Origin of the sequence: Haloterrigena turkmenica DSM 5511, assembly GCF_000025325.1 — an archaeon.
Classification (GTDB): Archaea; Halobacteriota; Halobacteria; order Halobacteriales; family Natrialbaceae; genus Haloterrigena; species Haloterrigena turkmenica.
The window spans coordinates 3,542,837-3,563,273 of the sequence record NC_013743.1 but is presented as its reverse complement, the minus strand read 5'-3'; the positions used below and the strand labels follow the sequence as shown (position 1 = coordinate 3,563,273).

24 protein-coding genes are annotated in these 20,437 nt (G+C 65.4%); 6 read left to right on the top strand and 18 right to left on the bottom strand.

Features of this window, described 5'->3' with window-relative positions; translation table 11 throughout:
- Positions 1 to 326: 326 nt before the first annotated feature.
- Positions 327 to 1,415 carry a geranylgeranyl reductase family protein gene (locus HTUR_RS17025; protein ID WP_012944578.1) on the bottom strand — a complete coding sequence of 363 codons (1,089 nt, stop codon included), beginning with the start codon at positions 1,413 to 1,415 and terminating at the stop codon, positions 327 to 329.
- A gap of 123 nt (positions 1,416 to 1,538) precedes the next feature.
- Between HTUR_RS17025 and HTUR_RS17020 the strand changes: the two genes are divergently transcribed.
- Entirely contained in the window at positions 1,539 to 2,402 is an 864-nt protein-coding gene (locus HTUR_RS17020; RefSeq protein ID WP_012944577.1) for a cyclase family protein, read from the top strand.
- The gene (locus HTUR_RS17015; protein WP_012944576.1) at positions 2,399 to 3,394 is read left to right on the top strand and encodes a fumarylacetoacetate hydrolase family protein; all 996 of its coding nucleotides are present in this window, start codon (positions 2,399 to 2,401) and stop codon (positions 3,392 to 3,394) included. Before HTUR_RS17020 ends, HTUR_RS17015 begins: the two co-directional genes overlap by 4 nt.
- Before the next feature lie 68 nt (positions 3,395 to 3,462).
- On the opposite strand, the gene HTUR_RS17010 is transcribed toward HTUR_RS17015, so the two are convergent.
- The 14 genes from HTUR_RS17010 to HTUR_RS16950 form a co-directional block, all read right to left on the bottom strand.
- The gene (locus HTUR_RS17010; RefSeq protein ID WP_012944575.1) at positions 3,463 to 4,176 is read right to left on the bottom strand and encodes a DUF5828 family protein; all 714 of its coding nucleotides are present in this window, start codon (positions 4,174 to 4,176) and stop codon (positions 3,463 to 3,465) included.
- 173 nt (positions 4,177 to 4,349) lie between these two features.
- The gene (locus tag HTUR_RS17005; protein WP_012944574.1) at positions 4,350 to 4,991 is read right to left on the bottom strand and encodes a GTP-dependent dephospho-CoA kinase family protein; all 642 of its coding nucleotides are present in this window, start codon (positions 4,989 to 4,991) and stop codon (positions 4,350 to 4,352) included.
- 7 nt (positions 4,992 to 4,998) lie between these two features.
- Positions 4,999 to 5,196 carry a transcription elongation factor subunit Spt4 gene (spt4, locus tag HTUR_RS17000; protein ID WP_012944573.1) on the bottom strand — a complete coding sequence of 66 codons (198 nt, stop codon included), beginning with the start codon at positions 5,194 to 5,196 and terminating at the stop codon, positions 4,999 to 5,001.
- 2 nt (positions 5,197 to 5,198) lie between these two features.
- On the bottom strand, positions 5,199 to 5,774 hold the full coding sequence (locus HTUR_RS16995; protein WP_012944572.1) for a DNA-directed RNA polymerase: 576 nt from the start codon (positions 5,772 to 5,774) through the stop codon (positions 5,199 to 5,201).
- 1 nt (position 5,775) lies between these two features.
- Entirely contained in the window at positions 5,776 to 6,168 is a 393-nt protein-coding gene (locus tag HTUR_RS16990) for a PIN domain-containing protein (protein WP_012944571.1), read from the bottom strand.
- A gap of 26 nt (positions 6,169 to 6,194) precedes the next feature.
- Complete coding sequence (locus HTUR_RS16985; RefSeq protein ID WP_012944570.1) at positions 6,195 to 7,427, bottom strand: translation initiation factor IF-2 subunit gamma; 1,233 nt, start codon at positions 7,425 to 7,427, stop codon at positions 6,195 to 6,197.
- A gap of 240 nt (positions 7,428 to 7,667) precedes the next feature.
- On the bottom strand, positions 7,668 to 7,907 hold the full coding sequence (locus HTUR_RS16980) for a DUF7511 domain-containing protein (RefSeq protein ID WP_012944569.1): 240 nt from the start codon (positions 7,905 to 7,907) through the stop codon (positions 7,668 to 7,670).
- Positions 7,908 to 8,220: 313 nt separating this feature from the next.
- On the bottom strand, positions 8,221 to 8,367 hold the full coding sequence (locus HTUR_RS27515) for a hypothetical protein (protein ID WP_012944568.1): 147 nt from the start codon (positions 8,365 to 8,367) through the stop codon (positions 8,221 to 8,223).
- Positions 8,368 to 8,571: 204 nt separating this feature from the next.
- Positions 8,572 to 10,335, bottom strand: a complete 1,764-nt coding sequence (pstA, locus tag HTUR_RS28055; RefSeq protein WP_012944567.1) for a phosphate ABC transporter permease PstA — start codon at positions 10,333 to 10,335, stop codon at positions 8,572 to 8,574.
- A 1-nt stretch (position 10,336) separates the two neighbouring features.
- Positions 10,337 to 11,311: a phosphate ABC transporter permease subunit PstC gene (pstC, locus tag HTUR_RS16970; RefSeq protein ID WP_012944566.1), complete on the bottom strand. Its 975-nt coding sequence runs from the start codon at positions 11,309 to 11,311 to the stop codon at positions 10,337 to 10,339.
- A 149-nt stretch (positions 11,312 to 11,460) separates the two neighbouring features.
- A complete protein-coding gene (locus tag HTUR_RS16965) occupies positions 11,461 to 12,447 on the bottom strand; it encodes a PstS family phosphate ABC transporter substrate-binding protein (RefSeq protein ID WP_012944565.1) in 987 nt (328 codons plus the stop codon).
- Between the two features lie 287 nt (positions 12,448 to 12,734).
- Positions 12,735 to 13,187 (bottom strand): arsenate-mycothiol transferase ArsC, encoded by a 453-nt coding sequence (locus HTUR_RS16960; RefSeq protein ID WP_012944564.1) that lies wholly within the window; start codon positions 13,185 to 13,187, stop codon positions 12,735 to 12,737.
- 15 nt (positions 13,188 to 13,202) lie between these two features.
- Positions 13,203 to 14,363 carry an ACR3 family arsenite efflux transporter gene (gene arsB, locus HTUR_RS16955; protein ID WP_012944563.1) on the bottom strand — a complete coding sequence of 387 codons (1,161 nt, stop codon included), beginning with the start codon at positions 14,361 to 14,363 and terminating at the stop codon, positions 13,203 to 13,205.
- Positions 14,356 to 14,754: an ArsR/SmtB family transcription factor gene (locus HTUR_RS16950; protein WP_012944562.1), complete on the bottom strand. Its 399-nt coding sequence runs from the start codon at positions 14,752 to 14,754 to the stop codon at positions 14,356 to 14,358. Before HTUR_RS16950 ends, arsB begins: the two co-directional genes overlap by 8 nt.
- Before the next feature lie 115 nt (positions 14,755 to 14,869).
- Here HTUR_RS16950 and HTUR_RS28565 point away from each other — a divergent pair, with 115 nt between their 5' ends.
- Positions 14,870 to 15,391, top strand: coding sequence for a RidA family protein (locus tag HTUR_RS28565; RefSeq protein ID WP_226377512.1), 522 nt, complete (start codon positions 14,870 to 14,872; stop codon positions 15,389 to 15,391).
- Here the strand turns inward: HTUR_RS28565 and phoU are convergent.
- A complete protein-coding gene (phoU, locus tag HTUR_RS16945) occupies positions 15,333 to 16,010 on the bottom strand; it encodes a phosphate signaling complex protein PhoU (RefSeq protein WP_012944561.1) in 678 nt (225 codons plus the stop codon). The genes HTUR_RS28565 and phoU overlap by 59 nt on opposite strands.
- Before the next feature lie 6 nt (positions 16,011 to 16,016).
- Positions 16,017 to 16,859: a phosphate ABC transporter ATP-binding protein PstB gene (pstB, locus tag HTUR_RS16940; RefSeq protein WP_049941788.1), complete on the bottom strand. Its 843-nt coding sequence runs from the start codon at positions 16,857 to 16,859 to the stop codon at positions 16,017 to 16,019.
- A gap of 211 nt (positions 16,860 to 17,070) precedes the next feature.
- Between pstB and HTUR_RS16935 the strand changes: the two genes are divergently transcribed.
- From HTUR_RS16935 to HTUR_RS16925, 3 genes are all read left to right on the top strand, one after another.
- Positions 17,071 to 18,066 (top strand): phosphate signaling complex PhoU family protein, encoded by a 996-nt coding sequence (locus tag HTUR_RS16935; protein ID WP_012944559.1) that lies wholly within the window; start codon positions 17,071 to 17,073, stop codon positions 18,064 to 18,066.
- Positions 18,067 to 18,157: 91 nt separating this feature from the next.
- Positions 18,158 to 19,195: a DUF5787 family protein gene (locus HTUR_RS16930; protein WP_012944558.1), complete on the top strand. Its 1,038-nt coding sequence runs from the start codon at positions 18,158 to 18,160 to the stop codon at positions 19,193 to 19,195.
- 89 nt (positions 19,196 to 19,284) lie between these two features.
- A complete protein-coding gene (locus tag HTUR_RS16925; RefSeq protein WP_012944557.1) occupies positions 19,285 to 19,719 on the top strand; it encodes a universal stress protein in 435 nt (144 codons plus the stop codon).
- Positions 19,720 to 19,790: 71 nt separating this feature from the next.
- On the opposite strand, the gene HTUR_RS16920 is transcribed toward HTUR_RS16925, so the two are convergent.
- The gene (locus HTUR_RS16920) at positions 19,791 to 20,336 is read right to left on the bottom strand and encodes a hypothetical protein (RefSeq protein ID WP_012944556.1); all 546 of its coding nucleotides are present in this window, start codon (positions 20,334 to 20,336) and stop codon (positions 19,791 to 19,793) included.
- Between the last annotated feature and the right edge of the window lie 101 nt (positions 20,337 to 20,437).

Here is a 20,437-nt window from a genome sequence, read left to right as displayed (position 1 = left end):
TCCGCGCTAACGGTCACTCGCAGGCTCGTTCGCTCATCCACCGGAAGACGCTTCGCGTCTTCCGAGCCGTCACTCGCTACGTCTGCTCACGGGCCATGCGCGGCGTGCAGCGCCGCGAATTTGAGGCGGTGAAACCGCCTCGTACGGCCCGTTCGCATGGTATGCGAGACCGCCGGTCTCGCACTACTCGTGAAGACCTCGCACGATGTCGTTGACGCTCCTCGCCTTCGCTCGGACCGTCTACAGCGCGCGCCGCCGCACGCTGTTCGTATCGTCTCGAGGGACACGAGAGAACTGAAAACCACAACGTGGACGGAGCCCGCGACTCACCGAAGCCGCGAGAGCAGTGCCCGCAGGTGCGACGGCGAGACGAGCGACGTCGGGCGGTCCATGTGGACGCCGATCTCCCCGGAGAGCGCGCCGAGGCCGACGTGTTGGACGGGTTCCGGGAGCGAGTAGGCCCGGCGGAGCCAGTGACCGAGTCGCTGCTCGCGCTCTAGGTCCTCGCGCCAGGCGCGTTCGTAGGCCGCGAGCGTCGTCGGCCGGTCGGGGTCGATCTCGCGGACGGCGTAGTCGGCACTGGTCATGCTATAGAGGATGCCGCCGCCGGTGAACGGCTTGGTCTGGGCGGCCGCGTCGCCGATCAGGAACGCCCGACGGCTCGTGACGCGGTCCGGCGGTCCGATCGGAATCGCGCCCGAACAGCGGTGGGAGACGTCGATCTCGTAGCCGTCGATCAGCTCTTCGAAGTGCTTGGTCACCTGAACGCCCGGCGGCGCCGCGAGTCCGTACTCGACGCCGGCCTCGCCCCGCGGGATGCGCCACGCGAAGAACGTCGGCGCGGTGAGGTGGACGTCGACGAAGTCCTGATGGTCCTCCTCGTCGGAGAAGGCGAGGACGCCGTGGAGCAGCTCCTCGGGTTCGGGCAGCCCGAGTTCGTCTCGGACGCGGGAGCGCGGCCCGTCGCAGCCGGCGACCATCTTCGCCTCGAACTCGAGGGTGCCGTCGGGGCCGTTGGCGACGAGTTCCACGCGGTCGCGGTGCTCCGTGAGCTCGGTGACCGTGTGCTTCTCGCGGACGTCCGCGCCCGCCTCGCGTGCGAGGTCCGCGAGGTGGCGGTCCAGGCCCACGCGGTCGATGACGTTCGAGGCGACCTCTTGCTTGTAGAAGGGGTAGGCCTCGCTTCGCGGTCCGCCGACGTGGAACCGCGCGCCGTAGACTTCGTTCTGGAACAGTTCCTCGCGAGCGCCCTCGCCCGTGAACTCCCAGACGTCCGTGCTCACGTGGCCGGAACAGGCCAGCGGCTCGCCGATCTGCCCCTTCTCGAGGGCGAGCACGTCGTACCCCTCCTCGGCGGCCCGGCGGGCGAACCGAGCCCCCGGCGGGCCGACGCCGACGACGACGAAATCGTACATATCGGGCACGTTCACGGCGGGCGGTAAATAGCTTCTCGAGATTCGCTCGACGGTCAGTGATCGACGACGGTGACCGTTAGCTACCGGGTCACTTTCAAATAGGAGGTCGGAATCGTGGCTACTATGAGCGGATTGTTGACATCCGACGATGCCACGCTGATCGACCTGAGCATCGGTCTCGAGGATGGGCCGCCGAGCGAACCGATGCCGCCGTCGATCGACGCCTTCGACCACGAGGCCGGCGCCGAACGGCTCGCCGAGAACCTCCGGGAGCTGGGCCACGACGTCGACGCCGAGGATTTCCCGGCGGGGATGGGACTCGCGTGGGAGGACCTCGAGGTCATCCCGCATGCGGGCACCCACCTCGACGCTCCGTGGCACTACGGCCCGGAAGTCGACGGCGAACCGGCGAAGACGATCGAGGAGATCCCGCTGGAGTGGTGTCGAGGGAACGCGGTCGTCCTCGACTTCCGCGAGAAGGACGCGGGCGAGGAGATCGACGTCGCCGATCTCGAGACGGCCCTCGACGACCTGAACCACGACCTCTCGCCGAGCGAGATCGTTCTGATCCAGACCGGCGCCGACGAGCTGTGGGGCACGCCCGAGTATCTCACGCAGTTCCCCGGCATGAGCGCCGAGGGAACGAAGTTCCTCGTCGATCAGGGAGTGACGGTGATCGGAACCGACGCCTACGGCTTCGACAAGCCGTTCACCGAGATGGGTCGGCGGTACGTCGAGTCCGGCGACGAGTCGGAGCTGTGGCCCGCTCACTTCGCCGGCCGCGAGGTCGAGTACTGCCAGATCGAGAAGATGGCGAACCTCGACGAACTCCCGCGGAAGACAGACGTTCCGATCGTCGCCTTCCCGATCAAGATCGAGAACGGCAGCGCGGGCTGGGTGCGGCCCGTCGCCTTCGTCGAAGACGGTGCGGACGGCGAACGCGAGGCCGACAGCGACGTCACCGAGAGCGGAGGTGAGACGGCATGAAACTCGCGACCTTCGAGGTCGAGACTCCCGTCGGTCCCGTCGAGCGCATCGGGGCCGTCGCCGAAGCGACCGAGGATGAGGACGCGCCTGCGCGAGCGGCGACGCTGGTCGATCTCACCGCCGCCTACGGCGCCGCCCTCGAGGCCGAGGGCGAACCCGCGCCCGCCGACCTCGCGCGCGCCCACGTCCCGCCGGAGATGATCGCCTTTGTAGAGCGCGGCGATCGTGCGATCGAAGACGCACGAGAAGCGCTCGAGTACGCCGCCGAGACGGACGCCGAACGCGGACCCGGCGGCGCGAAACTCCGATACGAACCCGACGAGTACGACCTGCTCGCGCCCCTACCTCGTCCCAACTCGCTGCGGGACTTCATGGCCATCGAGGAGCACGTGCAGAACAGCATGGACGGCGAGATCGCCGACGTCTGGTACGAGTTGCCGGTCTACTACAAGGGCAACGCCGACAGCGTCGTCGCGCCCGGCGAGACGATCCAGTGGCCCGCGTATTCCTCCATCATGGACTACGAACTCGAGATCGCGGCCGTGATCGGAAAGCGGGGTCGGGACATCGACGCCGAACGTGCAGCGGAGCACATCGCCGGCTACACCGTCTTCAACGACTTCAGCGCCCGCGACATCCAGGGCGAGGAGATGGAGGGTCGACTGGGTCCGGCGAAGGGAAAGGACTTCGCGAACGGTCTCGGCCCCTATGTCGTGCCCGCAGACGACATCGACGTCCTCGAGTCGCCGATGACCGCCCGCGTCGACGGCGAGGTCTGGTCGGAGGGGACGGTCGACGAGATGTACCACTCCTTCGCGGACATCATCGAACACGTCTCGCAGTCCGAGACGCTGCATCCGGGCGACGTCATCGGCAGCGGCACCGTCGGCGAGGGCTGCGGGCTCGAACTGGGGACGTTCCTCGAGAATGGGTCGACCGTCGAACTCGAGATCGAGGGGATCGGCACGCTCGAGCACACGGTTGTCGAGTGACCGGCGGCCCCGTGCACCGATTTCTCGGTGGTGCGTCGATCGGCTTTCACCGCGCGGAGGCGGATCGCTCAGGTCGTCGTCGAGCGCGACTGATCGCCGAGTTCCGGCGGAACCTCGGCGCCTTCGATCGCTTCGAGGGACTCGGTGTTCTTCTCGACGTCGACGTGCCAGCGATCGACCTCGTCCTCGTACCGCGAGAGGACGGTCGAGACCTCCGCCTTGAGTCGGTCGTCGTTGACGTTCACCTCGAAGCCGAACCCGTCCCCGTCGTCGGCGAGCGGCCGCTGGACGTTGGCGCTGACGAGTTCGTTGTCGAAGTAACACGGCGCGAGCTGCGTCATGACGTGTCGGTAGACGCTCTTCTCGACGGTTCGAACCGCTTTTCGGCTCACCGAGTCGGCCGCTCGCGCCGCGCGGTCGAGCGCCTCGGTTCCGTTCTCGACCGCCTCGTCGACCTCACGGTCCTCGAGCGCCGCGTACGACGCCGACAGCTTCTCGCCGGCGGCCTGTAGGTCCTCGTCGGGTTCTGCCCCCTCTCGCTCGCCTTCGCCTTCGTCGACGCTCGCCTGTTCGGCGGTCTTCTCTTTGACGTCTCGCTCGAAGTCCTCGTGGGCCTTCGGGCGCCACTCGTTCCACTCGTCGAACGCGGCGGCGAATCGACCGTCGTCTCCGTCGTCGTTTTCGACATCGAGTTCTCGAAGCGCCTGGGTGATTCGCTCTCCGTGTTCGACTACCGTCCCCCAGTCACCGCCTACTTTGAATCCGGAGATGCTCTCTTCCACGATAGCTGAATATAGGAGATCAGAAGTATAAGCGCTCACACCCGGCGATATTTGGTACTCGGCTCAGTGACCGGTGTCTGAGACCAGTCAGTTTTACGATACTAGGCGGATTGCGGATACCGTACCGGCTATCGGACGGCGAGAGAGCGGACGGGGATTGGACCCTACGAGACCTAGCCGCCGGACGCCTCGAGTAGTTCCCAAAAGCGATCGATGTCGCCCTCGAACCGGTCGAGCAGCGCCCGCATGTCCTGCTGGTGTTCCTCGGTGACTTTTACGTGAACCATCCCCTCGTCGGGCTGGCCGTAGACGACGCTCGCGCCCTCGGGAGCGGCGACGATCGCCGGCAGAGCGACCAGATCTTCCTCACCCTCGACGAGGATCGTGGTCGGTTCGTCGCTGGCCAGCCCCTCGAGGAGGGCCTCGACGACCGCCTGCGAGATCTCAGCGGGCGGGTTGACGACCTCGACGGTCGTCCCCTCGGTGACGGTCTCGCGGATCTCCTCGTCGACGGCAGACCGCTTGGTCCGCTCGTCGACGAGCGCGACGTCCGGCGGGCGACCCGCCCGCAGGAAGTGGTAGGTGACGACGTCTCCGACGGCGATCAGCGGCCCGTCGACGTCCTTGAGGAGCCGGTCAGCGTCGGTCTCGACCGGTCCCATCGGCTCCTTGAGTTCGTGGCGGAGGTCGTCGGGCAGAACCAGTAGCTGATCGTCGATATCGGGAGTCGACGCCGCTCCGTTCGTATCAGCGTTTGCGTTCGCAGCTGCGTCCGCGTCCGTATCCGTCTCCGCGGGAGAATCGTCGCGGGTCACGGCGTCGTCAGCGGACCTTCAGCGCGTACGCGCCGGGTTCGGTGACCTGCATCTCGGTGGCGATCTGGCTCTCCTCGGGGTGGGCGATGACGACGTAGCCCGCCCAGTCCTCGGTCAGCGACGAGGAGTTACAGCTCTCGCAGGTGTCGTTGTCGGGGTCGTTGACCCGGTGACACTCGCGACAGACGAGACGATCCGATGCCATGGTTACTCACCCTCGGCCGTCGTCGCTTCGCGTTTCTCGTGTTCCTCCTCGAGCCAGCCGTGTTTGCCCAGGCCGGGCTGTTTGGCCGTGAGGCCGATCTTCGAGTCTCGAGGGTTGCGCTCGTCGATACTCTTGGTGACGATCCGTGCGCGGACGGCGTCGTCGACGCCGAGTGCGCGGTCGGACTCGTTCGAGGAGAGTCGCTGATTCTCACCGTCGAAGGCGAGGTACTCGTCGCTGATCTGCGAGACGTGCAGCAGGCCGTCGACCGGGCCGATGCCGACGAAGGCGCCGAACTCGACGACTTCGACGACGGTGCCGTCGACGACTTCCTGCATCTGCGGATCGAAGGTGACCGCGTCGAACTCGGCCTCGTAGTAGACGCCCGGTCGGTTCGGGAGGACGGTCCCCTCGCCGATGTCGTGAACCTCGGTAACCGAGACGACGCTACCGACCTCCTCGTCCATGCGCCCCTCGAGTTTGTCCTGTAGCAGTCGCTTCACGAGGTCCGGCGAGACGTCGCCGAGCTCCTCCGGCGGTACTTCTACCGTGTCTTTCAGTCTGACCCGTTTGTACATTCTATGGTTGAGTGATCGCTAACTTGTTTCTCCCGCGTAATGCAATTACCGGTACACTCGCCTCGAGCACCCGGTCGCGCAGCGGGCGATCGTTCGTGACGACGTAGTCGACGACTCCCCCGCGGGCGAGTTCGACTAGCGCGTCGTCGGCGTACGACGCCTCTGTGTCGACGACGAGACAGCGTTCGGTCGCCAAATCGTGGCCGACGTTCGCGGCCGTTCCCTCCTCGCCGCCCTTCTCCGAGAGGCGACGGAGTTCCTCGAGGACGGCTTGTGGAGCCGTCGTCTCGTAGTCGTCGAGCAACCGCTCGAGTTCGTCGAACAACCTGACGTCGAGTTCGACGGGCATCATGAGCGCGCTCGTGTCGAGGGCGACCTGCGTCGGCGTAGCCATTCGTTATGGATGTCTCGTCGATCGTGTTAGTCCGTGAGCGTTCCGAGCCCGATCAGTCGCCAGCGCGCGCCGATGCGGCGGTTGATCGCGATCTTCGCGCCCGGTTCGGCGGCGACGGGTCGTTTGAGGTTGACCTCGCACTCGCCCTCGCGGGCGCTGGTGACCGCGCCGACGGTCGTCGCCGTGCCGACGGTCATCATCAGGGGTTCGCCCGTGCTGATCTCGTCGACCGTCTCGCCGCTCTCGGCGCCGACGACGCGCTCGAGCAGGTCGACCTCCATCGTAAAGGACTGCCAGGTCGGCGGGAGCGAGCCCGACGGTCCGGCGAGTCGACCGGCTAACGCGTCGCCTTTCGTCAGCGAGGGGTCGAGCCCGGTCCCGACGCCCAGCAGGCCGCCCGGCGTGACGGTGTCGACGGTCTCTCCGCCGGCCTGCAGCGATCGAACCGTCGTCTCGATCGGCACGTACTCGGTCTGGCCGCCCTCCTCGACCTCGCGGCCGGGACGGATCTCGATCTCGTCGCCGACCTCGAGTTGGCCCTGTACGAGGCTGCCCCCGAGGACGCCGCCGGCGAGATCCTTCGCGCTCGTCCCCGGCTTGTTGATGTCGAAGCTGCGTGCGACGTGCATCCGCGGATCGGCGTCGGGATCCCGGTCCGGCGTGGGGATCTCCTCCTCGATGGCCTGGATCAGCAGGTCGAGGTTGACCTCCTGGCCGGCCGACACCGGAACGACGGGCGCGTCTTCGGCGACGGTGCCTTCGACGAACTCCTGGATCTCCTCGTAGTTCTGGCGGGCCTGATCGCTGCTGACGAGGTCGACCTTGTTCTGGGCGATGACGATGTTGTCGATGCCGATGATGTCGAGCGCCATCAGGTGCTCTTCGGTCTGGGGCTGCGGGACGGGTTCGTTGGCGCTGACCACCAACACGGCGCCGTCCATCAGCGAAGCGCCAGACAGCATCGTCGCCATGAGGGTCTCGTGACCCGGGGCGTCGACGAACGACACGGTCCGAAGCGGCTCGCTCGACGAGCCGTCCGGACACTCCTCCTCGACGGTGTAACATTCGGGTTCCTCGAGTCCGTCACAGTAGCGGAACGTCGCGTCCGCGTACCCCAGCCGGATGGAGATACCACGTTTCATCTCCTCGCTGTGCTGGTCCGTCCACGACCCACTGAGTGCTTGCACCAGTGTCGTCTTGCCGTGGTCGACGTGACCGACGAGCCCGATGTTCACCTCCGGTTGTCCATTTCCTTCCATAAGACGATGAGTAATCTTGCCTGTAGCTTCCCCCGTGCGCTTGATAAAGGTTGCGAGCTATCCGCGCCGAGAGCCGGCCGACGGCGCGTCGTGTCGGCTATTCGTACACCGATATCCGAACGCTCGGATACGCGTCGTGACTGACGGCCCCGAGGAGCGATGAACGGCCCGCACGAGCCCGGGCAGCGGCCCGGTTTCGAATCACTCGCGCGGCGTCGCTACCGGTGGGTCTCGGCGCCGTCAGCGAGCGTCCTCGAGGTCGACGACCGCCGATAGATCGGCCGACAGCCAGTGGGTGAGCCGCTCCTCCTCGGAACACTCTCGCGGCGTGATCGTACACCGATCGGGCCGGTCTCGGTAGCGAACGACGAGACACTCGAGCTGTCGCCGGCGGCCCGACTCGCCTTCGGCCTGGGCCTGGGCGCTGGCCAGTCGCTGTTTAGTCGTGCGGTCGTCGTAGCCGTTTGCGGAGTCGCTCATGACTTGTTGGCCTCGCGGATGGTCCGTACATAGCGAACCTTCGGAAACGCACATAGCTGCTGCTAATTGGGGTATTGAGGCCTCGGTATCCGCTCGAGGTGGTCCGTATCGACTGGACTCCGACGGAATCGAATCGATTCGGTGCGGTGCGCTCTCGTTCGCAGCTCCGTACGTTCAACGCCGAAAACGGCCGAGCCGGTCGAGACTGCCGTCTCGAGGCCGATTCAGTCGGACGAAAAGAACAGGGTAGGGGTGGGGGTGGGGTAGGGGGATGCGCGCAACGGGTGCTCCGGACGGCTCGTCAGCCGCGCTCTCAGCGGACCGGTTGGGCCGGCCGGCGCTCGAGTAACGCTTCAGCGATGGCCTGCTTCCGGTGGCTGGTCAGTACGTGGGTGTAGACGTCCGTCTCCGCGTCCGGAGTGAACGCACAGATGGGACAGGTGTCGATCCGTTCGGGCATCACGTGAGACGACACCGGGACGATAGAAGACGGTTTCTAGGAGCGGTACGGACCGTTTTTGCGACCGCTGTAGCGCTATTGCGTAGTCGCCGTTCCGCGCGGGTATCGGGAGACGGTCGCGAAACTGGACCTGAGGACGGTAGTTCGAAGAAGACCGGTTCGCCGACCGTTCGCGAACGGTCGACGCCCGCGTGTCGCGGTCGGTTAGCGTTCGAAGCGGTTCCGGAGGATGATCGCGGTCGCGTTCATCCCGATCAGCACGAACAGGAGCGTGACGACCCCGGCGGCGAGGACGCCGTACCGGAACTCGCCGATCGCCGAATGCGACCAGACGTAGATCTGCAGCGGCATGGCGCTCGCCTTGTCCCAGATTCCGTTCGGGGGAGAGTAGGTGAGGTGGGGAACGCCGATGATGATCAGCGGCGCCGTTTCGCCGATCGCGCGGCCGAGTGCGAGGATCGTCCCCGTCAGAATGCCCGGGAACGCTTCGGGGAGGACGACGTTTCGGGTCGTCTGCCACCGAGTCGCACCCATCGCGTAGGAGCCGTTGCGGAGATCGTCCGGAACGGACCGGATCGCCTCCTGGGCCGAGATGATCGTGATCGGCAGGATCAGCAGCGACAGCGTGAGCACCGCGGTGACGATCGCCCCCATACCGAGCCCGAGCAGATTGATGAACAGCCCGAGCCCGAGTAGTCCGTAGACGACCGACGGAACGGCGGCAAGGTTGGCGATGTTAATCTGGATCACGCGCGTGATCGCGCCGGTGATCCCGCTGTCGCTGGCGTACTCCTCGAGGAACACTGCGGAGCCGACGCCGAGCACGAACGAGACCAGCGCCACGAAGGCGATGATCATGACCGAGCCCACGATCGGCGGGTAGAACCCTGCGTCCCGCGCCGTCGACGAGGCGCTTCCCGTCACGAACGACGGGTCGAGCCACGAGTTCGGACCCGGGAATCCCATCGTCCTGACGAGGACGGTTCCGAGGACCGCGCCGGCGACGATCAGCACCGGCAGGAGCAGTCCGATTCGCCCCCGCTCGGCGGTGAACGTCCGTCGGCCGAACGCGACCGTCGGGATGCCGGTCGTCAGCAGGACCAGTAGTACGTTTTTCGACTCCATACCGACTTGCCCGGCCGCGAAACTCCCGCCGACAGCCAACAGGAAGGCGACGCCGCCGAGGATGAGGCCGGTCCGGGTATCCTCGTCGCGAGCGACGACCGCGGCGATGGCTCCGGAGGCCGGAATCGCCAGCGTCCAGATGAATATCAACCACGTGGTCGGATACACGTCGAACAGTCCGCGCACGTAGAACGCGGCGCCGAGACCGACCGCACCAATCGGATAGGCCAGCAGCGCCGTCAGATCCGATTCGCGGTACCGACTGTACACCAACGCGGCGGCCGCCGGAACCAGCCCGAAGGTGTACGTCAACAGCCAGAGGTACTGGTCGAAGACGACGAACAGGAGGATCAGCGCGATTCCGAGAGCCGTCCCTCCGAGGAGTCGACCGACGAATCCGAAGCCGACCCGACCGACGGGTCGTTGGCTGCCGACGTAGGTGCTGTAGCACGTAACCGGTATCACGACGGCGAACAGGTAGACGAGGTGCCAACCGAGACGCGGGATCGGTCGCACGAGCAGTTCGAACCCGTTGATCACGACCGGCGTGGCGATCAGTCCACCGCCGAGCGCGAGTCCAACGCGTCGAGTCACCTCGCGGTCGTTCGCGCTGTAGAGGCAGAAGCCGACGTACGGGACGACTAGCGTGGCAACGTAGGTCAGCAGCCACTCGGGGCTGGCGTTGCTGAGTTCGAACGCGTCGACGGTGACGTAGATCAGCAACACCGCCAGCGCGAGGATGCCGACGACGGACGCGCCGAACGAGAGGTATTCGAAGACGAGTCCTTTGAGCCGACTCACCTGGCCAAATCCGGTCGTCTGTTGATCGTGTTCGACAGCCATTTCAGTATTCCTCCCGGTATCGTTGCGCGATCCAATCGCTGATCACGTTCAGTACGAGCGTGACGACGAACAACAGTAGCCCGAGCGCGAACATCGCGTCGTAGGGCAGCGTTCCCCCGGTGAGGTCCCCGCCGGCGATGTTGACCATCGCGACGGTGATCGTCATGCCGGACTCGAGGAGCACGTCCCCGGGATGGATGTAGGGGATCCCGCCGAGACCGGTGTAGACCTCGGGGAAGGTGGCCTGTGACCCCATCGCGACGACGACGATCATGGTCTCCCCGATCGCCCGCGAGATCGCGAGGATGTACGAGGAGGCGATCCCGGACATCGCCGCCGGGAGGACGATCTTCGTCGAGACCTCGTACTTGGTAGCGCCGAGACCGTAGCCGGCCTGCCGGAGCTCGTCCGGAACCGCACTCATGGCGTCTTCGCTGATCGACGAGACCATCGGAATGATCATGATCCCGATCATCAGCGACGCCGAGAGCGCGTTGAACGTCTGCAGCGACGGGAACAGCGTCGCCTTCAACACCGGCGTGATGTACACGAGCGCGAAGTAGCCGTACACGACCGTGGGAATCCCGGCGAGGATCTCCAGCATCGGCTTCAGAACCGATCGAACGCGCGTACTCGCGTATTCGCTCAGGTAAATCGCCGTCAGCGTTCCGATCGGCAGCGCGACCAGCGCGGCCATGAGGGTCACGGTAATCGTTCCGATCACCAGCGGAAGGATCCCGAAGATGTAGCCGTCGCCTCTCGGGTTCGGACTCCACGTGGTCCCGGTCAGGAAGTCGGCGATCGCGTACTCCGAGAAGAACGCGGTCGCGTCCGAAAGCAGCGTCACGAAGATCGCGATCGTCGTGAGGACGGTAATGACCGCACAGACGACGAAAAAACTCCCGTAGGATCGCTCCTTGAGGGCCTCGATGCCCCGGGACCGCTGGAGATCCGGCGTTGCCGATGCGTCACTCACGGCTGATCACCGCGCGGTGGCGATCCGATCGGACGATGGTCGACTCCGCAATCACGTCGGTAAAAAAGGGACAACCGAGAGAGCCGCTGCCGGTCCCCGCCGAATCGAGTTGCCTGGCTTCCGACAATACACCGAGTCATCGTGATCGGTTACTCCTCTTCCTCGCCGATTACTTCCACGAGCTTGTCCATCTGTTCGGACTGCTGGTCCTCGGTGAGGGGCACGTAGCCGACGTCGTCGGCGACGAGACTCTCGTTGGTCGTCTGCTCGACGAAGAAACGTGCGAAGTCGGCGACGTGATCCTTGTCCTCGAGAGAGCCGACCGAGGGGTAGGTGTACAGCGAGCGCGACAGCGGCTGGTACTCGCCGGAGGCCGCGGTATCCAGGCTCGGTTCGACGGGACCGTCGCCGTTGTCGATCGCCACGGCCGTGACCTGGTCGGGGTTCTGATAGTAGTACGAGAAGCCGAAGTAACCGATGGCGTACTGGTCGCCCTGGACGCCAGTGACGATGTTGTCGTCGTTTTCGGTCGCCTGGTAGTCGTCCGTGTGGCCCCGGTCTTCGCCCATGACGTTCTCGAGGAAGTAGTCGTAGGTTCCGCTGGTGTCGTCGGCGCCGTGGCGACCGATCTCCTCGTCGGGCCACTCGGAGTTGACGTCGCTCCACGTCTCGGCGGCGTCGGCCTCCCAGATCTGGGCCAGTTCCTCAATGGTCATCTCGGTCGCCCAGTCGTTCTCGTTGTTGATGACGACCGTCAGCGCGTCCGTCGCGGCGACCAGTTCGATCCACTCGACGTCGTTCTCTTTGCACTTCGACTTCTCCTCGTCCTTCATCGCCCGGCTCGCGTTGTTGAAGTCGGTCTCGCCGGGACAGAAGTGATCCTCGAAGCCGCCGCCGGAACCGGTCGAGCTGATGTTGAATCCGACGCTGTCGTCTTCGTCCTCGTTGTACTTCTCGCTGATCGCTTCCATCAGCGGGTAGACGGTACTCGAGCCCGCGATGTCGATCTCCTTGTCCTCGTCGCTCGTCTCTTCAGTGCACCCAGCGATCGCAACGGCGCCGACGGCGCCGGCGGCACCGATGAATTTCCGTCGTGAAACGCGTTGCGTCGAACGGCCGGACTTGTCGTCTGCCATCACCAGAACGGTTCCACAGATTATAGAAAAGCGATGCTATGACTGATATATATTCGTACGTACCTATATATCCCGGTACTGGCCGATCGGTACGCGAATCGATCAACCGGTGAAAACTGTTCCAATAGGGCCTGTTAGGGATAATTTCGAAACTACTGGTTGTGTTTCGAGACAGTATCCGAACGGGAACAGATCGATCACTCGAGGGCAGAACGGCGATTCTATATACCCGCACTGGAGCGCTCCGACTCGACTCGAGAATCAGTACCGCTCGAAGACTTGACGGGCTATTCGCCCTCGAAGTCGTCGAAAAGCGCCGTTACCCGCTGCTCGACCTCGTCGCGAATCTCGCAGACGCGCTCAGGCTCCTTCTCGCCGGGATCCTCGAGCGCCCAGTCGCGGACGTCGACGTCCTCGCCGACGGTGCCGACGTCCAGGGTCGAACAGCCCATCGTCGCGATGTAGTCGCAGGATCGCAGTTCGTCCTCGGTGATCTCGCGGGGTGTCCGATCGGAGAGGTCGAATCCGGCGTCGGCCATCGCCTCGAGGACGCCGTCGTGGACCGCGTCGGCGGGATCGGTGCCGCCGGTCAGGATCTCGACGCGGTCCTCGAGGCCGCGGGCCTCGCGTTCGTACTCGGCGAAGGCGGTGGCCATCTGGGAGCGGCCGGCGTTGCGGACGCACACGAGGGCGATACGGATCGGTTCGGTCGTGTCGGTGGAATCGGTGGTGGATGTCATCGGTCTCGGTATCGGTTAGTCGTCGGTGGGCGTCTCTCGAGTCGATACGGTCGGTTCGCCGGCGTCGCGGCCGCCCCAGTCCAGTTTCCGCTGGAAGTACAGCGCGACGTGGACCAGCGCGAGCAACACGGGGACCTCGATGAGCGGGCCGACGACGGTCGTGAAGGCGACGCCGGAGCCGACGCCGAAGACGGCGACCGCGACAGCGATCGCGAGTTCGAAGTTGTTCGAGGCCGCGGTGAAGCCGATGGCCGTCGTCGTCGAGTAGTCGGCGCCGACGCCTCGGCCCATGCCGAAGCTCACGAGGAACATGACGACGAAGTAGATCGTCAGCGGGACGGCGATCAGCAACACGTCCGCGGGCGCGGCGACGATGTTCTCGCCCTGCGTGGCGAACATCACGACGACGGTAAACAGTAGGGCGACCAGCGTGAGCGGGTCGATCGTCGGGACGAACTCCTCGTCGTACCACGCCTCGCCCTTCGCTCGCGTGCCGACGTATCGGGTGAGGATTCCCCCGGCGAAGGGGATGCCGAGGAAGACGACGATCGCCCAGAACACCTGTTCGGGCGTCACGTTGAACGTCGTGATTTCGGCGGCGAGCGACTCCATGCCCAGCAGCGGCGGCAAGAACAGGGCGAAAAACCAGACGTAGACGCCGTAGGTAACGATCTGGAAGAGGCTGTTGAACGCGACCAGTCCGGTCACGTACTCGGTCGATCCCTCCGCGAGTTCGTTCCAGACGAGCACCATCGCGATACACCGGGCCATCCCGATGAACACGAGTCCCAGGAAGTACTCGGGACGGGCCGGGAGGCCGGGTACGAGTCCGCTGAAGAAGAACACCGCGAGCCCGAACATCAGGGTCGGGCCGATGAGCCAGTTCTGGACGAGGCTCAGGCTGAGCACGCGCCAGTTGCGAAACACCGTCGGAAGCCGCCCGTAGTCCGCCTTCGCCAGCGGCGGGTACATCATGGCGACGAGCCCGATCTCCACGAGGTGGAGGTCCCGAATCGGTTCGGTCACGGACGGCGCCGCGTAGCCGAGGCCGACGCCGACGGCCATCGCGGCGAAGATCCAGACGGTCAGGTACTTGTCGAGGAAGTCCATCGACCGCGGATCGCCACAGGCCTCGCAGCTGCAGTCCGGCCCGTGGTCGTGGGTCGCGTTACGCATCGCTCACGCTCCCCTCGAGGACCGTCACGAGCGCGACTGCGCGGTTGGTTGCGCGGTACTTCTTCCAGCGGCCGTCCTTCCGGGCGTCGACGAGTCCCGCGTCGACGAGGTTCGAGAGGGCGTGGCTGAGCCCGCTCTCGCTGACGTCGACGACCGCGTTGAGCTCGCAGACGCACAGCTCCTCGCCGGCCGCCACGAGGACGCGAACGAGCGTATAGCGCGTCTCGTTGGCCAGCGCCGAGAGCACGTCCAGTTCCGTTTCGACTCGAGTCGTCCCGATCGTCTCCTCGAGCGCGTCGAGTTCCTCGAGGCGACACTCGAGGTCCTCGCTGCGACACTCGCCGAGCTCGTCCTCGAGGTATCGCTGTAGTCGGTCCGTCGCTTGTGCCATCGAGATCGAGTTGAGAAGCTATTCAATTAATTATTCCGGTTGCTGCGTTCTCTATCCGATCTATAGGGAGTATTACTCCATCTATCGACCATCACGGAAATCTTCTACTTGAACGATTTCTAAACCAACCTACGAGAACAAACCGAGCCGACGAACCGCGTCCCGTTCGAACGACTCCCGAGCGAGCGAGAGCGGCCGACGGCAACGCGACGGAACGGCGTTTACCGGCGCGTTCGGAAACAAAACGGGGAGTTCGGCCAACCTCTTCGTCGAGGGACAGCTTCCGGAATCCGACGGCCGGCTCCGGATCGACGGGCCGCCGTCCCGGCAGCTCGAGCGTTGCCTGGCGATCCTCGAGTCGGAACTGGAGCGGCGCGGCCGTACGGCGGACGACGTGCTCAAGCTGACGCTCTACTTGGCGGAGATGGACGCCTACGAGGACGTCGACGAGACGTACCGATCGTATTTCGACGAGACACGCCCGGCGCGGACGACCGTCGCGTCTGCGACTCCTCGGCGGCGCGGTCGTGACCGTCGATGCCGTGGTCGCGATCGAGTAACCGACGCCGAGACGCGGCTCAGTAGATCAGTTCGTCGTCGTTTTCGACCATGTACAGCGTCCGCGCGGCGATGTTGACCGCGTGGTCACCGACCCGCTCTAAGTCCCGGATCGTCAGCAACAGCCGCGAGACCTCGTCAGAGAGCGCGTCGGGCGTGAGTCCGATCTCGGCCTCGAGTTCGGTCTCGAGGAGGTCCCGGATGACGAACTCGCTGGCGCTCTCGCAGAGACGGTCGATCTCGTCGTCCTCGGCCGCGACGTCACGGGCGCCGGCCGCGTCATCGGTGGCGTACGCCGCCATCGCCGCCTCGACCATTTCGACGACCCGCTCGCCGACGTAGCCGATGTCGACGTCGGCGTAGCGGCGCCGTTCGGCCCGCTGGGCGTACTCGGCGAGGTTGACGGCGAGATCGGCGATCCGTTCGAGGTCGGTACTGATCTTGAACGAGGCGGCGACGACGCGCAGGTCGGTAGCGACCGGCTGCTGGAGCGCGACCAACTCAATACACGCCTGCTCGATCTCGAGGTAGCGGTCGTTGATCGCGTGATCGCCCGTAATTACGGCGGTCGCCAGGTTCTCGTCCTGCGTTTCGAGGGCTGCTAACGCCTGTTCGAGTCGCTCACAGACGCGGTCGCTCATCTCGAGGACGTCTTCGCGCAGCCGCTGGAGTTGCCGCTGGTACTCGTTCCGGGCCATCGCCGGTCAGCCGAACTTGCCGGTGATGTAGTCCTCGACGCGGTCGTGTTCGGGATTCTCGAAGATCTTCTCGGTGTCGTCGAACTCGACGAGTTCGCCGCCGGTCAGGAAGACCGCCGTCTTGTCGGAGATGCGGGCGGCTTGCTGCATGTTGTGGGTAACGACGACGACGGTGTACTCCTCGGACAGCTCCTCGATCAGTTCCTCGATCTTCGCGGTGGCGATCGGGTCGAGCGCCGACGCCGGCTCGTCCATCAGGAGGACCTCCGGATCGGGGGCGATCGCCCGAGCGATACAGAGTCGCTGCTGCTGGCCGCCCGAGAGGTCCAGCCCGCTCGAGTCGAGTTGGTCCTCGACTTCCTCGAGGAGGGCCGCTCGCTCGAGGGCCCGCTCGACCTTCGCGTCGACGTTCTCGTCTTTCCCCTGGACCTGCAGCCCGAAGGCGACGTTGTCGCGAATGCTCTTCGGGAACGGGTTCGGTTTCTGGAAGACCATGCCGATCTTCCGGCGTAAGGCCACGGGGTCGACGTCGTCGTCGTAGACGTTCTTCCCGTTGAAGTGGAGATCGCCGTCGACGCGGGCGATATCGATGAGGTCGTTCATCCGGTTGATACACCGGAGGAACGTCGATTTCCCACACCCCGACGGCCCGATGAGCGCGGTTACCTCCCCCTCGGGAATTTCCATGTCGATGCTCTGGAGCGCCTGATCGTCGCCGTAGTAGACGTCGAGGTCGCTCGCCTCGAGCGCGATCGATTCCGGCTCGGTTTCGGCTCGCGCCTCGGTCGTCGACTCCGGCTCCGCGACCGTCTCGTCGGTAGTATGCAGTGACCCGGTCGGTGCGTCCATTCCCATTTGGGTCCGCTTTCGTTGGGGTAACTAAATACTCCGCTATGTTTTCTATATAGGGATATATTTGTGTACTGTTATGGGGGTGCGAGTATGTTTTGGTGTAGACACAACATTTGGGAATATAGCTGGATTGGGGCCACATACGCGACTATAGAATTTCTCAATAGACTCGGGTAGATTTATGTTGTACCCATAGAAAGCGTCACATATGGAGACCCGAAAGGTCCAGGTGACTGGCGGATCGACGTACACAGTGTCGCTTCCGAAGACGTGGGCTACCGAGAACGATATCAGTAGCGGCGCGACGGTCGAGATCTACTCGGAGGACGATACGCTGCTCGTCACCCCCCAGCGCGAGGCCGACCACCAGAAGGGGACGCTCGACGTCTCCACTCTCGAGGACGAACAGCTCGTTCGGGCCGTCCTGACGATGTACGTCAGCGGCTTCGACGTCATTCGCCTGGAGTCGGGCCGCATTACGACCGACCAGCGACGGGCGATCCGCAGCGCCGTGCAGGGGCTGGTCGGCGTCGAGGTCGTCGAGGAGGGAACGGAGAGCGTCGTCATTCAGGACCTGCTCGACTCTTCGGAGCTATCGATCGTCAACGCGGTGACGCGCATGCGCCTGATCGCGACCTCGATGCTCGAGGACGCCGTCACGGCGCTCGTCGAGGACGACGACGACATCGCTCAGGACGTCATCGAGCGCGACGACGACGTCGACCGCCTCTTTCTGGTCGTCTCGCGGATCTTCCGCGCGACGCTGCGCTCGCCGCGGGCAGCGGAGGGACTCGGCGTCTCCCGCGAGGACTGTTTCGACTTCCACTCCAGTGCCCGCCAGCTCGAGCGCGTCGCCGACCATGCCGTCAAGATCAGCCGGATCGCGAAGAAACTCGACGAAATCCCCGAGAGCGTCGCCGAGGCGCTGCTGGAGGTTCACACCGACGTCGCGACCATCCTCGAGAAATCGATGGACGCGCTGTTCGCCGAGGACACCGACGAAGCGACGGATCTCGGCCACGACGCCCTCGCGTCGGTCCGCGAGATCGACGAACACACCCGCCGTATCGACGACATGCTCCGAGAGCTCGAGCCGGTGCAGGCCCAGTCGCTGGGGCTGATCGTCGACTCGCTGTCCCGGAGCGCCGACTACGGCGGCAACATCGCCGAGACGGCCCTCCAGAAGGCCGCGCCGCGGCCGTAGAGGGACGCAGTCGTCGCTGAGTCGGCCCGCGGGCGGAACGACGGCGGCCGAGATACGGACGCTTTTGCTCTCTCGGCCCCTCCCAACGCCCGTGAGCGAGTTCGCGTTCGAACTGGAGCTGTGTGCCCACCTCGAGGGGCGCCGCGAGGGAATCGTCGCTCGCCAGCTCGGCGCGAGCGTCGCCGATCCCGGCGGACGGATTCTCGACGTCGTCCGCGTCGAGCCCGGCCCCGCGTTCGACGAGCGCGCCGCGATCACGAGCGAGGCGATTCCCGACCCGGCGATCGCGGCCGACGTCGGCACCGGCCGGGCTCGCTACTGGAAGGACGCCTTCGACTGCCACCCCGACCGCGCACAGCGGACGATGGAGCGCGCCTGCGAGGTCGGCTTCTTCGAACGCGAACTCCGGAACAGGCGCGACTACGTCCGGCAGACCGCCCGCTACCCCGACTGGTACGGCCGCATCCTCGGCATCGAGAACAAACCCGATCTCGAGCGGCCGGGCGATCTCGAGGCCCAGTTGCGGACCGACGTCAGCCTCGCGCTGGTCGACGAGATCGTGCTGGCGACCGAGAGTTACGTTACGCGCGCGCACCTACACAGGATCCCAGACGAGGTCGGCGTCTGGCGGGTCCACCGCGACGCCGACGCGGGCGACTCGAGCGGCTTGGACGACGCCGACGCGTCGTCGCTCGAGATCGAGGTCGTCCGCGAGCCGACGCCGCTTTCCGTCGACCGGCCGGGAATCGAGCCCCTCGAGTCCCACCCCGGCCGGACCGAGATCGACGTCGTCGACGCCGACGCGAAGGCGCGAGCGCGCCGGCGCCTCGCCGAACGCGCCTACGGCAAGGGCTGGCGGACCTACGACTTCCCCGACTGCGGGGCCTGCCGCCCGGACGACTCGAGCGGCGCGACGCTGCCGTACTGCGCGTGGAAGGGACGCGTCGTCGACGCGCGGTCGGAATGTGGGCCGTCCTGCGGGGGATACAATCCCCGGCCGTCGGACGCGGCGTCCGCCGAGTCGGACTCCGGAGTCGACCTCGAGGCCGAACGCGATCGTCGAACGCCCTGGGTGGTGGAGCCGGAGGGGAGACGACGTCGGCAGTCCGGACTCGACCAGTTCGGCTGAGTCGGGCCGTTCGGTGAGAGAACCAGCGAGACTCGTCGTTCCACTCCCGTGGTAGCTAGCTTAAGCTGTTGGGTGGGATATGAATACACATGCCACGGAAGACACTCGTTCCGGTCGACGGGTCACCACAGGCCGACGCAGCGCTTCGATACGCACTCGAGGAGTTTCCGGAGGCGGAGATCACTGTCCTCCACGTGATCCGGCTCCCGGAAGGATACTGGTCGGTTCTGGCCGAGTCGGAAACGGAGTTTCCCGGCCACGAGCGGGCGGAGGAACACGCTCGCACGCTCTTCGAAGCGGCCGAGAACACTGCATCCACCTTCGACCATCCCATCGATACGGCGATCGAACGAGGCGACCCGTCACGGGAAATCGTCGACTACGCAATCGCGAACGACGTCGAGCAGATCGTAATGGGCAGTCACGGACGGCAAGGCGCCAGCCGGCTCCTGTTCGGCAGCGTCGCGGAAAAAGTCGTTCGACGCGCGCCGATGACCGTCGTCGTTGTCCACGAGGCTAGCTGATCGCCTCATCCCGAGCGACGGCCCAATTGAGTGCCGCAGGCGGGGACCGCTACGTCCGCGCTTCCGGCCGCTCATTCGTCGTCGGTCTCGCCGCTCCCGACGACCCGGAATCCGCCGGTGAACTCCTCGCCGTCGGCGTCGCGGCTGCCGTAGCGATACGCGCCCGGGACCGTAAAGAGGCGATCGAACTCGTCGCCGCTGGATCGATCCTCGACCGTCTCTTCGTCCACCTCCTGGTCCCAGATACACCCCTCGGGGATGTCGATCGGGTAGGGCTCCGTACTCGACCCCTTCCACTGCCAGACGAGGAGCGTCTCCGGATCGATCTCGAACGCCGCGGGCTCGAAGCCCTCCCCCTCGGGATCGACGGTGATCGTCACCTCCTCTTGGCCGGTGTAATCCTCGAGAGCGGCGTCCTCGAGGGCTGCCGACGCGCTGCGCTCCGCGGTCTCGTTCGATCCGCCGGTTTCGTCCGAGCCGTCGTCGGAGTCGGCGGAAGCGTCGGCGTCGTCCGAACTGTTGGGGTTGTCGGAACCGCTCCCGTCCTCGCCGAGACAGCCCGCGACCGCGGCGACTGTCGCGGTCGTTCCGACCACCCGCCGTCTGGTCCACTCCATAGGAATCGATGCGACCTCGAGACCCTTGAGGCTCGGGCCGGCAACGGTTCGACGGCGTCGACGAGAAGCGATCGGCGGAGTCCCGGGATCGTCCGAGTTCG